Source organism: Bacillus sp. JJ1474 (assembly GCF_036965225.1).
In the GTDB taxonomy this organism is placed as follows: Bacteria; Bacillota; Bacilli; order Bacillales; family Cytobacillaceae; genus Cytobacillus.
This window is the reverse complement of the sequence record NZ_JBALPC010000028.1, coordinates 9,099-22,349: the sequence shown is the minus strand read 5'-3', so window position 1 is coordinate 22,349 and position 13,251 is coordinate 9,099. Positions and strand designations below refer to the sequence as shown.

The 13,251-nt window shown below is 38.5% G+C and carries 11 protein-coding genes and 1 pseudogene; 8 read left to right on the top strand and 4 right to left on the bottom strand.

All coding sequences use genetic code 11. The annotated features are described in order from the left end of the window. Nucleotides 1-10 precede the first annotated feature (10 nt). A complete protein-coding gene (locus V7164_RS04295; RefSeq protein WP_335343819.1) occupies nt 11-1,003 on the top strand; it encodes an ABC transporter ATP-binding protein in 993 nt (330 codons plus the stop codon). Between the two features lie 55 nt (nt 1,004-1,058). Here the strand turns inward: V7164_RS04295 and V7164_RS04290 are convergent, their stop codons facing one another. Further along, on the bottom strand, nt 1,059-1,397 hold the full coding sequence (locus tag V7164_RS04290; protein WP_335353479.1) for an ArsR/SmtB family transcription factor: 339 nt from the start codon (nt 1,395-1,397) through the stop codon (nt 1,059-1,061). Then, entirely contained in the window at nt 1,397-1,825 is a 429-nt protein-coding gene (locus tag V7164_RS04285; protein ID WP_335353478.1) for an SRPBCC family protein, read from the bottom strand. The genes V7164_RS04290 and V7164_RS04285 overlap by 1 nt, the downstream gene beginning before the upstream one ends. 462 nt (nt 1,826-2,287) lie before the next feature. Between V7164_RS04285 and V7164_RS04280 the strand changes: the two genes are divergently transcribed. From V7164_RS04280 to V7164_RS04265, 4 genes are all read left to right on the top strand, one after another. Continuing rightward, complete coding sequence (locus V7164_RS04280) at nt 2,288-3,517, top strand: MFS transporter (protein ID WP_335353488.1); 1,230 nt, start codon at nt 2,288-2,290, stop codon at nt 3,515-3,517. 214 nt (nt 3,518-3,731) lie between these two features. After that, nucleotides 3,732-3,941: a hypothetical protein gene (locus V7164_RS04275; RefSeq protein WP_335353477.1), complete on the top strand. Its 210-nt coding sequence runs from the start codon at nt 3,732-3,734 to the stop codon at nt 3,939-3,941. A 528-nt stretch (nt 3,942-4,469) separates the two neighbouring features. Further along, on the top strand, nt 4,470-4,745 hold the full coding sequence (locus V7164_RS04270) for a DUF2277 domain-containing protein (protein ID WP_335353476.1): 276 nt from the start codon (nt 4,470-4,472) through the stop codon (nt 4,743-4,745). Nucleotides 4,746-4,917: 172 nt separating this feature from the next. Next, complete coding sequence (locus V7164_RS04265; protein WP_335353475.1) at nt 4,918-6,117, top strand: MFS transporter; 1,200 nt, start codon at nt 4,918-4,920, stop codon at nt 6,115-6,117. 81 nt (nt 6,118-6,198) lie between these two features. Here V7164_RS04265 and V7164_RS04260 read toward each other — a convergent pair whose 3' ends face one another. Next, nucleotides 6,199-6,696, bottom strand: coding sequence for an SRPBCC family protein (locus V7164_RS04260; protein WP_335353474.1), 498 nt, complete (start codon nt 6,694-6,696; stop codon nt 6,199-6,201). A gap of 576 nt (nt 6,697-7,272) precedes the next feature. On the opposite strand from V7164_RS04260, the pseudogene V7164_RS04255 reads away from it, so the two are divergent. The 3 genes and pseudogenes from V7164_RS04255 (at nt 7,273) to V7164_RS04245 (ending at nt 11,239) form a co-directional block, all read left to right on the top strand. Further along, nucleotides 7,273-8,938 (top strand): annotated as a pseudogene (locus V7164_RS04255) (spore germination protein). Then, nucleotides 8,935-10,041: a GerAB/ArcD/ProY family transporter gene (locus tag V7164_RS04250; RefSeq protein WP_335353473.1), complete on the top strand. Its 1,107-nt coding sequence runs from the start codon at nt 8,935-8,937 to the stop codon at nt 10,039-10,041. The pseudogene V7164_RS04255 and the gene V7164_RS04250 overlap by 4 nt, the downstream one beginning before the upstream one ends. Next, nucleotides 10,034-11,239, top strand: coding sequence for a Ger(x)C family spore germination protein (locus V7164_RS04245; RefSeq protein WP_335353472.1), 1,206 nt, complete (start codon nt 10,034-10,036; stop codon nt 11,237-11,239). Before V7164_RS04250 ends, V7164_RS04245 begins: the two co-directional genes overlap by 8 nt. Nucleotides 11,240-11,778: 539 nt before the next feature. On the opposite strand, the gene V7164_RS04240 is transcribed toward V7164_RS04245, so the two are convergent. Continuing rightward, nucleotides 11,779-12,738 (bottom strand): DMT family transporter, encoded by a 960-nt coding sequence (locus tag V7164_RS04240; protein WP_335345777.1) that lies wholly within the window; start codon nt 12,736-12,738, stop codon nt 11,779-11,781. Between the last annotated feature and the right edge of the window lie 513 nt (nt 12,739-13,251).

The following is a 13,251-nucleotide window of genomic DNA, read 5'->3' as shown; positions in this document are numbered from 1 at the left end:
AGGTTATGGCATGTCGGTAAATACTGAAGAGAAAATACTTCTTGAAGTCAAAGGGCTGAAAAAACATTTCATCTCAAGCAAAGGATTCTTTTCAAGTGAAAAAACAACAGTCCGTGCTGTTGATGGCCTTAACTTCTTTGTGAAACAAGGTGAAACACTTGGTATTGTAGGAGAGTCTGGTTGTGGAAAATCTACAACAGGACAAATGATTATGAAACTTTTAGAACCTACTGAAGGCGAAATTTGGTTTAATAATCAGAACTTAAATGACCTGAATAAAGAACAAATTAGAAAAATTCGCCGCGATCTTCAGATTATTTTTCAAGATCCATTTTCATCCCTCAATCCAAGGATGACTGTTGGGCAGTTAATAGGTGAACCATTAAAGGTTCATAAGGTTTATTCTTCAAGTCAAGAGATTAAGCAAAAGGTGATAGAATTACTTGAGGTCGTTGGTCTTGGCGAACATCATTATAATAGGTACCCACATGAGTTTAGTGGAGGTCAAAGACAGCGGATTGGAATTGCCCGTGCTTTGGCATTAAATCCTAAATTGATCGTTTGTGATGAGCCAGTTTCTGCACTTGATGTTTCAATCCAATCTCAAATCTTAAATCTTTTAAAGGATTTACAGAAGAAATACAACCTAACATATATATTTATTGCACATGGTTTACCAGCTGTAAAACATATTAGTGATCGAATTGCAGTTATGTATCTAGGGAAAATTGTTGAAATTGCAAGCCGTGATTCCTTATTTGAAAATACTTCACACCCGTATACCGAGGCTCTGCTGTCTGCTATACCAAGACCAAATCCAGAGTTTCAGAAGAAGCAAATTAGGCTAACAGGAGATTTGCCAAGCCCTGCAAATCCGCCAAGCGGCTGTACTTTTCATACTAGGTGTCCGTATGCAACAGATCTTTGCAAGCAAAAGGAACCTGAACTAATGGAACATCTCGATGGACATTTTGCAGCCTGTCATTTCCCTTTGAAAAAATAGATTGAATAATCATGCATAAACCCGATTCTGTTTTAAAAGAATCGGGTTTTTTGCCTCAATCGTGCCCGCGCTCATTCTCTTGACCTTCAACGAGATATTTTAGCATCGATAGCTTATTATCCCAGAACTGATCGAAGTAGGCGAGCCATTGTTTTAATTCTGTGAACGATTCGGGCTGCAGACTATAGCGCTTTTCTCGACCTACTTTTTGCCCGCTTACAAGTTCTGCTTCTGACAACACGTGTAGATGCTTTGCAATTGCCGTTCGGCTCATGGAGAAATGGGCAGTAATTTCTGAAATGGGCCGTTCTTTTTCTGCCAATAACTTAAGCACTTCTCTGCGAGTTGGATCGGCAATCGCCTGGAAAACATCATACTTTTGTAAAGCTGACATTACCCTTCCACAACTTTGCGTAGTTTTTGTTTAACAAGCGCCTCCCAGCCGCCGTTCATTGTATCGCGGATTTCGGCTGCACTTCTTCCGGCTTTAGGTACAATTTCATCTGTTTGTTTCCAGCCGCCATGAACCATTGTAAATTCAGTTTTATCTCCTAAATCCTTTAAATCGAAAGAAACAAACCAGCCATCTGTATCCCAAGAAAAAGATAAATGATTCGGAGCATTAATTTCCAATACTTTACACGGAGATGGCCCGAATGGAGATTGTATATGAAATTCATGGCCTACCTCTAGCTGGAAGTCATTTGGCATGAACCAAGATGCAATGCCTTCTGCTGTTGATACGGCTTCCCATACTTTTTGAATGGGCGCTTCAAATACAATAGTCTTCTTAATATCCGCTACTTTAGTTTGCATAGTCATAATCCTTCTTTCTAGTTAATATAAAACCATTTGGTTTCTCTTTTTGAATTATATAAAACCATTTGGTTTCATGTCAAGAACTGTCTTTTGTAAATAATTTACCCTTTTTTTGTAAAAAAATTAAATAAGTGCTTGAAACCTAGAATGAAATTGTGTACGATATTAACACATTACACGAGAGGGTGACCATAGGGCGATGATCTACTAATCCTGTTTTCAAACGTACATTCGTAAATTGCGAAGTCATATTTGAATGGGATTAGTCTATACTTTTATAGAAAAAAGATGATCGTTGCAGTAGTACAGCCGTACTATGTCTTTTTCTATGGTTTTAGATGAACTCCTATCCAAACATGGCGGATGGGAGTCTTTTGCGTCTTTAAGTAATTATTGAAAAGGGGTTTCAAACAAGAAATCGGTGCTTTCGCCTTTTTCCTCCTATCCTACCTCTCACTACTAGAAATGAGGAATGTTATGTCACAATTATTTAAAAACCGTTTTGTTCAGGCTATTTTTCTATCATCCTTATTCCTTCAAATCGGAATTTGGGTTCGAAATTTTGCTGTTCTTCTATTCGTCATGGAAAAAACAAATGGAGATGCCTTTGCCGTTTCGATGATATCTGTTGCCGAGTTTGCTCCAATCTTTATTTTCTCCTTTATTGGCGGGACATTCGCCGATCGCTGGCGGCCAAAGAGAACGATGATTTGGTGTGATATATTAAGTGCGGTTTCCGTATTTGCCGTATTAATCACTCTAGTGATCGGCTCCTGGAAAATCATTTTCTTCGCTACATTAATTTCAGCCATTTTATCGCAATTTTCCCAGCCGTCAGGAATGAAATTATTTAAAATGCACTTGGATGAAAAATTGATCCAATCGGCCATGTCCATCTACCAAACGATTTTTGCCGTTTTCATGGTCTTTGGACCTGTGCTTGGAACGTTTGTATTCCAGCAATTTGGAATAGATGTGTCCATTGCCATTACTGGCGTTGCGTTCCTCCTTTCCGCAGTCATGCTAGCCTTTATTCCAGCTGACCATTCGATGGAAAGCGAAAAGAAAGAATCGACTTTAATGGAAGAAATGAAAAGCGGAATTCGTTATGTTCTTGCCAAAAAGGAATTGAAGCTTCTTGGACTTTGTTTTATGGCTGCAGGGCTTGCGATTGGGTTGATCCACCCTTTATCCATTTTTCTCGTGACAGAACGATTGGAATTAGCAAAAGAAAGCTTACAATGGCTATTAATGGCAAACGGAATCGGGATGATAGTAGGTGGAGCGATCTCAGTTATGTTCTCAAAGTCTGTTCCGCCGCAAAAACTATTGGTCATTGGTATGCTAGCAAATGCTGTAGGGATGAGTGTGATTGGTTTCTCTACTAATTTACCGCTTACGCTTGGAGCAGAATTTGTGAACGGTTTATTCTTTCCATGCATCCAAATTGGGATTAATACGCTAATCCTTCAAAATACCCAATCTGAATTCATTGGAAGAGTTAATGGAACATTAAGTCCGCTTTTCAGTGGGGCTATGGTAATAACAATGAGTTTGGCAGGTATCCTAAAAGAAATGACATCGATTGTTACGATGTTCGAGTTTGCAGCTGTTCTATTTGTTATTGGCCTTCTCGTCATTTTGCCAATTTACAATATGAAAGCTCCGGCACAAGGAATGTTAGCAAAGGAATAAATGAAGATAGAAAGAACGCTTCAAATTTGAAGCGTTCTTTCAATTTAACAAGTACACTTTGGCTCAAATCAATGCGAAAAGTTTAGTGACTAAACTTACCAGAAGTTAATTAGATGATTTTTAATTAATAGTACAAATTGAAGTGCAAAATACATTTGAGGGATGTGTTTAATTGTGAAAGCAATAGCACTTCCCAAACATGGAGGTGAAATAATTGGCAGACGAAAAGCGAAATCGTAATGACATCGATGCTGGTGAGGCACTTGGAACGGGAGCCGGTGCTGCTGCTGGTGCTGCAGTGGGTTCTGTGTTAGGTCCGCTTGGCACAGTTGCGGGCGCTATTGCTGGCGGTGCACTAGGCAACAAGGCGGGCGAAGGTGCCGATGATGCTATGGATCAGACGGCGAATCGAGAGCAGGAGTAGAAGTTCCGCCTTTGCTTAGTTTTGTCATGTGGTGTCTGGTCCCAGACAAGGTAGAATCTAACCTTAAATTTAATATGGAAATAGAAGTAGTAAATTCATCGAATTGTTCAGGTTGAGGAAAATTTTGGACTGTGGTTCCGCTATTTCACAAAATCACCTTTATTTCATAGTCTTATCGGACTAAGGTTCCGTTAATAAGGTTCAAAAGTGTTAATTTTGTATGATTTTCATCGATTAACGGCACTGGTGTTCGTTCACATTTGGAAGTTGGGGGATTTTAAGTAAATAGCGGAATGGGAGTCCGTTAAACTTTTGCAAAGTAATAGTGAAGTATTGAATAAATCAACGCTCCGAGCACATGATCTGGGCGTTTTTGCTATTTTAGCTGCATTTCAAAGCCCCCATTTGCGGAACGAATTACTACTCGGATCAGTTCCTTTCTAAATAATGCATTTTGAGAATAAAAGGATATTCATCGCCATTTGTAGAATGGGAAGTAGTTATTAATGAAAGAAAGAGGAGAAACTTATGTGCAGAAATATTAAAACCTTATTTAATTTTGATCCCCCAGCTACCGAAGAAGAAATTTACGCAGCAGCTCTTCAGTACGTAAGAAAGATAACAGGCTTTAACAAACCGTCAAAGGTGAACGATGAAGCGTTTAATCGTGCGGTTAATGAGGTAGCAAGAATTTCTAGGGAATTATTTTGCTCCCTTGAAACGAGTGCCGACCCGCGCAATCGTGAAATCGAAGCGGAACGTGCTCGAGCCAGAAACGCTAAGCGATTTGGAACAACAAGCTAGTTTGGCTGATCATAAAAAGGATATCGGATTATTGACAATTGCCTAGTATTAATGTAAAAATTATTATTTGTCTTGAATAGCAGAAAAGTTCTTTCCAAGGTGAATCAACTCAGGTAATAAGTGAAGTTAATTATTAGGTTGACATGTAATAGAGAATGAGAGGGTAACAATCATGAATGCAGAACAACGGAAAAAAATATTGATATTGATGATAAATATGTTCATTGCTATTGGAAGTTTTGGGATTATTATCCCAATTTTGCCTGCGTATTTAGAATCCATTAATCAAGGTGGTACAGCCGCGGGTTTAATGATTGCACTATTTGCAGGAGCACAATTAATCTTTTCTCCGATTGCAGGGAAATGGGCTGATCAATACGGACGCAGAAAGATGATTATTTATGGTTTAATAGGGCTGACGCTTTCAATGTTTGTATTTTATGGTTTTGATTCTATTTGGTGGCTATATACTTCTCGAATCATTGGAGGCATTGGCGCAGCATTGCTCGTACCGGCTATTTTTGCTTATATAGCGGATATTACTACGTTGGATCAACGAGCAAAAGGAAATAGCTTAGTATCAGCCTCAATGTCACTAGGTATTGTTATTGGCCCGGGCGTAGGCGGTTTTTTGGCGGATTTTGGATTAAAGGTTCCACTTTTGATTTCTGCACTTGTATCACTTGTTGCCGTATTATTTTCCATCTATATCCTAAAGGAAAGTAAAACATCAGAAATAAAGGATTTTTCCGAAGATGAAGAATCCATGGCTAGAAAAATGATTCGATCTGTGAAGATGCCTTACTTTATTCCGTTGATTATAACGCTCGTAATGAGTTTTGGATTAATGGCATTCGAATCAGTTCTTGGTCTATTTGTTGATAATCAATTTGGTGCAACTCCGCAGCAAATTGCGATGATGGTAACATCTACGGGTATTGTAAGCGTCATTGTGCAGCTTTTCGTAGTTGATCGGATCGTTAGTCTTTATGGAGAAGGTGTTGTCCTAAATATTTTTTTAGGAGTAGCAGCAATTGGTTTCCTTCTCTCTTTGTTTGCGTCTTCATATGCACTTTTCTTTGGGATTACTCTTTTAATCTTCCTTGCCACTTCTGTTCTTCGTCCCGTCCTAAATACCCTTATCTCCAAAATGGCTGGGAATGAACAAGGCTTCGCAATGGGAATGAATAATGCTTACATGAGTATCGGGAATGTTCTCGGGCCAACACTGGCCGGAATGTTATATGATGTTAATATAATCTATCCATTCATTATGGGTCTATTTTTCTTAGTTTTGACAATGTTAGTAACAATTGTTTGGCAGAAACGGTTAGCTCAAAATAATAAACTGGTAAATCATAAGGTGATATAGGAAATGATTTTCTTAAATTAACAGTTAAATAAACATATCATTGAATAGAGGACTTTTCACTTTGTTCTATATCGACCTATTTTAGTTTCTTGAAATATTTGATAGGTAATTAGCCAGTTGAACGAAGGTTCCTGAAAAGCCCTCATGAACTATTTCTTGCATCTCCTCGTAAGTTTTAATTTCTTCCTCAGTTGGAGATACAGGAGTCCCAATCATCGTAAGAATTGTTTTTCCTTCAAACTCAGTAAATGTAAAAGTATTGCTAATTTTTAGAGGCCAGTTGTTGTTAAAAGGAGCACGTACGATGTTACCAATCTCATCAGAAAAGAAAGAAGTATAAACGAGTTTCTCTGGAGCATTTATTTCATGATAAATAAATTTGACCCACATTACGTTACCGTCAGGAGATGTCTGACTGTAATGAAAGACACCATCCTGGCGAAGCTCAAACTTAGAAATCTCAAAAGTCCATCCTTTTGGGGCCCACCAGTTCTGCAAATGTTCTGATTCGGTAAATGCTTTAAATACAAGCTCACGAGGAGCGTTGAATGTATGAGTGATTTCGGTTATTGTAAACATTTTATTCCTCCAATGATTGTGTTTTATTTTGCAGTTCTTTTAGATGAGGTTCCAAACTTTTGAGATTTTCTTCCCAGATTTCACGATACTGTTCTAACTAAATGTTAAATGCCTAAAGGGTTCTGGATGGAGCTTATAGATTCAATGATTTGCTTCAGCATAAAATTCCACCCCACCTGATTTATAATGCCCACTTAATGTTTAGATGCCAATAGCTAGTGAATCTGAAGCGGTCTGCAATTTCTTCATGGAAAGCGGGCCGTCTCTAAGGATTCAACAATCCTTAATCGATTTGGCTCGGCAAGAGCACTTAATAATTTAGTATTCATCTTTACACCACGATTTATTAATATAATATTCCTTGACTAAAATTTATACGAACAGGATGGGGAACTTATCCATTCATAGTCATCTTCGTTTGCCACTTACGACCAAAGCATGATTAAACATAATTCCTCGGCGATGCCTACATGTTGAAAAAAGGTAAAGAAGGGCTTTGAACATTTTAATATAGTAAAAAAGGACAGTTCAAATCTATGGACTGTCCTTTTGTTATCCTTCCAAAGTACTAAGTGTATGAAATTCCACATATCCTTGTTTTTCCTGGGGAAGATATGTTTATCTTTCCACAACGAGGGAGTATATCCCTTTTTGTTTTCCATGGAGGACATCGGCATGTTTAGGCAATTATTTAAAAAACCATTCAAAAGTCAAAGGAAGCTTACTGATCATAAGCAAGGAGATATTCCAAGTACGATTTACTCAAATCTCCAGGCAAATCTTGACAGCATTAAAAGGTTATTAAACTCACCGGATGATCTCATACAAAGAGTTTTCACTTTAGGTAATAGTGAACATAGGTGTGCCATCGTTTGTATTGATGGATTAGTAGATAAAGACATCATAAATAACCAAATTATTAAAAATATTCAACTTGGCATTCCAAATGTGAAAGAGGACATTCCAACATCTGGAGAAGATATTTTAAAAGAACTGAAGAATGGGGTTATATCTAATGATGGACTTCAGACTGCAGATACATTTGATCAGGTGATGTTGGCTATCTTGTCCGGGGACACAGCATTACTAGTTAACGGCACGAATAAAGTATTGATTGTTGGGAGCAAGGGATGGGAGAAACGATCAATAGAAGAACCAGCAACTGAATCATTAGTAAGAGGACCAAGGGAAGGATTCAACGAAAATATTCGGACTAATACAATGCTGATCCGCAGGCATATACGGGATCCAAATCTTCGCTTCGAATCTTATAAGGTTGGCAGGCGATCAAAAAAAGATCTGATCGTATGCTATGTTGAAGGGATTGTTCATACGGATATTCTGGCTGAAGTGAAGAGAAGGCTAAAGGCAATCGATATTGATGATGCTCCTGAAAGTGGAACAATTGAGCAGTGGATTGAGGATAGCTTTTTGTCTCCTTTTCCACAAGTGCTTCACACTGAGAGACCAGATAAGACAACAAGCGCCCTCTTACAAGGGAAGGTGGCGATCCTATTAGATGGTACCCCTTTTGTTTTAATTGCCCCAACGACCTTAGTGTCACTCTTTCAATCTCCAGAAGATTATTATGAACGTTGGTTTATCGGGTCATTGCTGAGAATACTAAGATTTTTTGCCGCTTTTTTTGCGATTTTTTTACCGGCTATCTATATTTCCTTGGTGTCATTCCATCAAGGGATGATCCCTTCAAAATTAGCTTTTTCAATTGCTGCTTCTAGAGAAGGTGTCCCTTTCCCGGCAATTATCGAGGCATTTATGATGGAAGCAACATTGGAGCTGCTCCGAGAGGCAGGGGTTCGGCTGCCAAAACCAATTGGCCAAACGATTGGAATTGTCGGAGGTTTAGTAATTGGATGCAGCCGTACAAGCTGGTATCGTAAGTCCCATTATGATCATGGTTGTTGCTGTTACAGCTATTTCTTCTTTTGCCATTCCATCCTACAGTGCGGGTATTGCGTTTAGGATACTGAGATTCGGCACAATGCTTGCAGCGGGATTCTTCGGACTTTACGGCATAGTTCTTGTTTATATTATGATTAGCACTCATATCGCTAGATTAACGAGTTTTGGAATCCCATATTCTGCTCCGTATTCGCCGACATTTAAGGATGATTGGAAGGATATCGTTTTTCGTGCTCCTATTACACTGTTGACAAAAAGGCCGCAATATTTACAGACAGAGGATGACACTCGAGCAAATAAAGGGGATGAGCAATCATGAAATCCTTTGAATATGGTGACAGAGAAGTTGGCAGAAAAGAAGTTATGATGGCAGTTGCAAATATGGTCATTGGATTTGGCGTCCTTACCCTCCCTCGGACAATTGTAAAAGCCACAAATTCAATAGATGGTTGGATATCTATTGTGTTAGGGGGAGTTACTGCTATTTGTTTTGTAGGGGTATTAGCCACATTGCTCGCTAGATTTCCAAAGAAGAATTTCCATGAGTTTACGTCTCTAATCATTAATAAACCAGTTGCAACAATCCTGACCTTATTATTTTCAATGTTCACGATGCTCTTTGTTAGTTATGAGACGAGAGGAGTTGCTGACATTTCCAAATTATACTTATTTGATCGGACTCCTGTTGAAGTCATTTGTTTTGTCTTTTTATTAGTTGTTATCTATGCTGTTTCAGATTCAAGTGCAGTTCTTCTCCGTGTGAATCTCATGTTCATGCCTGTAGTATTACTTATCGTTCTTATTTTGATCATAATGAATATTGGTTTTTTTGATTATAAACATATAAAGCCATTTTTTATTACAGGCTGGAAGGACATTTTAAAAGGGTCAAAGGAAACAGTTTTTTCATTCTTAGGCTTTGAAATTCTCTTATTTTACAACACTTATATAAATAATCCAAAAAATACAAAAAAGGCAGCTATGATTGGAATGAGCATCCCGCTGTTTTTATATTTACTCGTATTTGTATTCGTCATTGGTGTGTTTGGGGTGGAAGTGGCAGCTAACACGTTATATCCAACAGCAGAATTAGCAAAGGTGGTTGAAATACCAGGAGGGTTCTTTGAAAGATTTGAATCTATATTTTTCACCATTTGGGTAATGACCCTGTTTAGCACAGCTGCCATGGCTTTAGATATTACCCTATTAGCGTTAAGTTCTATTTTTAAAAAGGCAGATCGAATGATACTAATTTTTATCATATCGCCATTGATTTTTATCATTGCCATGACTCCGCAAAACTTTCTTGAGATTTCTGCTTTTGGGGAATGGATTGGCTATGCGGGGATCATATTTAGTACAGTCATCCCATTCGTTTTACTTGTCATTGCTACGATTCGCGGGGTGAGAGCGGATGGGTAAAATAGGAAAAAGTCTGTTGGTTACGGTCCTTGTATTATTATTGGCTGGCTGTTGGGATAGGGTTGAAATTGAAGAGAGGGGCTTTGTAATTGGTGCTGCTATTGATACTGCTAATGATCAAGAGAGTGATATAAAAATTGAAGGTAAGCGAAAAGAAAATTATCGGTTGACCTATCAATTTGTAGTACCCGGGAATATTCAAGGAAATTCAAGTGGAGGCAAGCAAACAAACAATGGAGCGTCTGGCGATAAACCATACCTTAATCTTACTTCAGAAGGAAAAACCATTTTTCAAATAACAAGACAAATGGCTTCTGAAACAAGCCGCATTCCATATATGCAGCATCTAAAGGTTATCCTGCTTTCCGAAGAGCTTACCCAAAAGGGATATCTTTATGATGCCTTAGATATTTTTGTTCGTGATCATGAAATGCGGAGGGCGGCAAAGGTAGTAATTACGGAAGGGGAGGCTAAAAGGGCGTTGGAAATAAATGCACAAAACGAAAAACTTCCTATTATGTTTATTAATTCTATCAGTGAAAATGTTAAAAAATCAGCTAGGTTTTTACCATTTACAAATATAGGCGAAATTCATAGCGATTTATTAAAAGGAAAGAGCTTTGTCGTTCCAAGAATTTTTGTAAATGAAAAGGATGCAAGGATTTCTGGAGCAGCTGTTTTTAACTCAGAGGATCTAAAAATGATAGGAACCTTAAATGAAAGAGAAACATTGGGTTTAAACTTTATCATAGGCGAGGTTAAAAGTGCATCAATAGATCTTGTGATGGATGACCAGTTTGTAACTGTTGAAATTAAAAGTGGTAAAAGTAACATGAAAGCGAGTGTTTCAGACTTAGACCAAATTCAATTTATAATCGAATTAGAAGCAGAAGGGAATGTTGGTGAATCATTCGGAAATCAAAAATTAGCAAACCCATCAACAATAGCCACGTTTGAAGAAGAAACATCCAAGGAAATCGAACAAATTATTCTTCAAACGATTGAAAAAGTCCAAAAAGAGTATAAGGCTGATGTCCTTGGTTTAGGAAGTCATTTAAAAGAGGAGCATCACCAAACTTGGACAAAGCTCGAAAAAGATTGGGACAGAGGGAAGAACTACTTTGAAAAAAGTAAAATTGACGTTCAGGTCAAATTCAAGATAAGACAAATCGGTGCTTCCATTGAAACAGTAAAATAGAAAGGAGAGAATACAAGAATGTGGAACGTAATCATCGATAGAATTCCATCCATTCCTACAATCCTCCTTGCCGCCATGACATCGGTTATTCCTTGGGGGATATACAAACTCAACCGAACTTTACACGATCGAGCCGATCCTCCGTGGAAAAGAAAGGGGTAACCGTCAAAAAGGCAGTTTGTGTATATACGAAAGAAATAAAAGGAAACAACAGGTTCGATGGATAGGTATTGTGATTTCATTATCTTAGGAATTAGTTTATTGGACGGGTTTTTGGGGAAAGTGCTGAAGCTATCCAAGAAGTCTGGTTTATTGGACGGGTTTTTGGGGAAAGTGCTGAAGCTATCCAAGAAGTCTGGTTTATTGGACAGGTTTTTGAAGAAAGTGCTGAAGCTGTCCAACAAGTTGGATTTATTGGACAGGTTTTTGAAGGAAGTGCGGAAGCTGTCCAACAAGTTGGGTTTATTGGACAGGTTTTTGAAGGAAGTGCGGAAGCTGTCCAACAAAAAAAAACGCCCAAATATGGTCGGTCCTTACTATTATTGATGAACATTATATTTCACATTCTCCATCACCTGCACAGGTCTTTTTTCTTTTTTAACCGACAGTAGCGCAATCGTACTCAAAATACAAATAGTTCCGAGCCATTCGGCATAGCCGAATGTAACATGAAGCCAAACGATGGCTAAGAATGCGGCTGTTAATGGCTCTGCACAGGCAAGTAAACTCGTATCTGAAGCACTAATATACTTTAAACTTTCTAAATAGCAATAAAACGCAATAATTGTTCCAAAAGCTACAATAAATACAACTCCAAAAATAGACGGCAAAGACCACTCTCCCACGAAAACCCATGGAGGATGAATGAAGCTAAAGAAAATGCCGCCAATTAACATTCCCCAGCCTACCACGATGGCGGATCCCCAATTAGCAAGAAGCTTAAGAGGCTGAAGCGTATAATAGGCTAAAGCAACAGCTGAGGTCAGACCCCAAAAAAGGGCTAGACCAGATATAGAAAGTGTATGGAGACTCCCTCTCGTTACAAGCAAAAACGTGCCGGTAATGGCAAGTATTAACGCGAAACCTTCCATTAGAGTAGGCATTCGTTTCGAACGAAAGGCCGAATAGCACATAATCAATACTGGAGCTAAATATTGAAGAACCGTAGCGGTCGCTGCATTTCCGTGGTGGATGGCCGCGAAAAATGTGTACTGAACAGCCAGCATTCCAAGGATTCCAAAGAGGATAATACTGAAAGCATCATGCTTAACCCTCCATATAGCCCAGATTCTATGTTTCTCTTTTTTATATGCGATGCCTAGTAAAAGAGTTCCAGATATTAATAGCCTTGTTACTACGAGCCACTCGGGACTAAAACCTTGATGCTGAAAAAGAAACTGGGCAACGGTACCGGAAACTCCCCACAGGAGAGCCCCGATAAGGACTAGGATGATCCCCTTTTTTCGTGAATTTATTAATAAAGCATTACTGGAACTCATAAATTTTCCTCGCAATCATGTATCATTCATTCTACTAGATTATCAGTTAATTTAGATTGAATTTTTAGATGTATCTTACAGTGTGCCTTCAATTTAGTCAATAAGGAATAGCGGGACACGTTTTTTGAAAAATACTCAGCAATTTTTAACGAAGTTTGATTTAAGTAAAAAATAGGAAATTTCACCTTAGGTAGGCGCGTAAACTTTGTAATACAAAAGTGAAATATGCAACTGCTTTTTATGGCAGATTAATGTAAGGTTAGGAAAACAGGTTTTTTATCTAATATTTGCTATTGGTAGTCATTAGATCATCATATTGAGCCCGTCTCGAGAAAAAATAGCTCATCACGGTCATCAATCGCCCCGTTAGATGCCCGTCTGCATGGGAATTAGCCGTCAACGGTCATCAATCACCCTGATAGGTGCCCGTCTGCACCGAAAATTGCCGTCAATGGTCATCAATCTCCTTGTTAGGTGCCCGTCTGCATCGAAAATTGCCGTCAACGGTCATCA

Bases quoted from the DNA above. Each gene is read 5' to 3' on its own strand.
- V7164_RS04245 (WP_335353472.1), top strand. From the start codon at position 10,034: ATGGGTAAAATAGGAAAAAGTCTGTTGGTTACGGTCCTTGTATTATTA.
- V7164_RS04285 (WP_335353478.1), bottom strand. From the start codon at position 1,825: ATGACTATGCAAACTAAAGTAGCGGATATTAAGAAGACTATTGTATTT.
- V7164_RS04270 (WP_335353476.1), top strand. From the start codon at position 4,470: ATGTGCAGAAATATTAAAACCTTATTTAATTTTGATCCCCCAGCTACC.
- V7164_RS04280 (WP_335353488.1), top strand. From the start codon at position 2,288: ATGAGGAATGTTATGTCACAATTATTTAAAAACCGTTTTGTTCAGGCT.
- V7164_RS04240 (WP_335345777.1), bottom strand. From the start codon at position 12,738: ATGAGTTCCAGTAATGCTTTATTAATAAATTCACGAAAAAAGGGGATC.
- V7164_RS04265 (WP_335353475.1), top strand. From the start codon at position 4,918: ATGAATGCAGAACAACGGAAAAAAATATTGATATTGATGATAAATATG.
- V7164_RS04295 (WP_335343819.1), top strand. From the start codon at position 11: ATGTCGGTAAATACTGAAGAGAAAATACTTCTTGAAGTCAAAGGGCTG.
- V7164_RS04250 (WP_335353473.1), top strand. From the start codon at position 8,935: ATGAAATCCTTTGAATATGGTGACAGAGAAGTTGGCAGAAAAGAAGTT.
- V7164_RS04290 (WP_335353479.1), bottom strand. From the start codon at position 1,397: ATGTCAGCTTTACAAAAGTATGATGTTTTCCAGGCGATTGCCGATCCA.
- V7164_RS04260 (WP_335353474.1), bottom strand. From the start codon at position 6,696: ATGTTTACAATAACCGAAATCACTCATACATTCAACGCTCCTCGTGAG.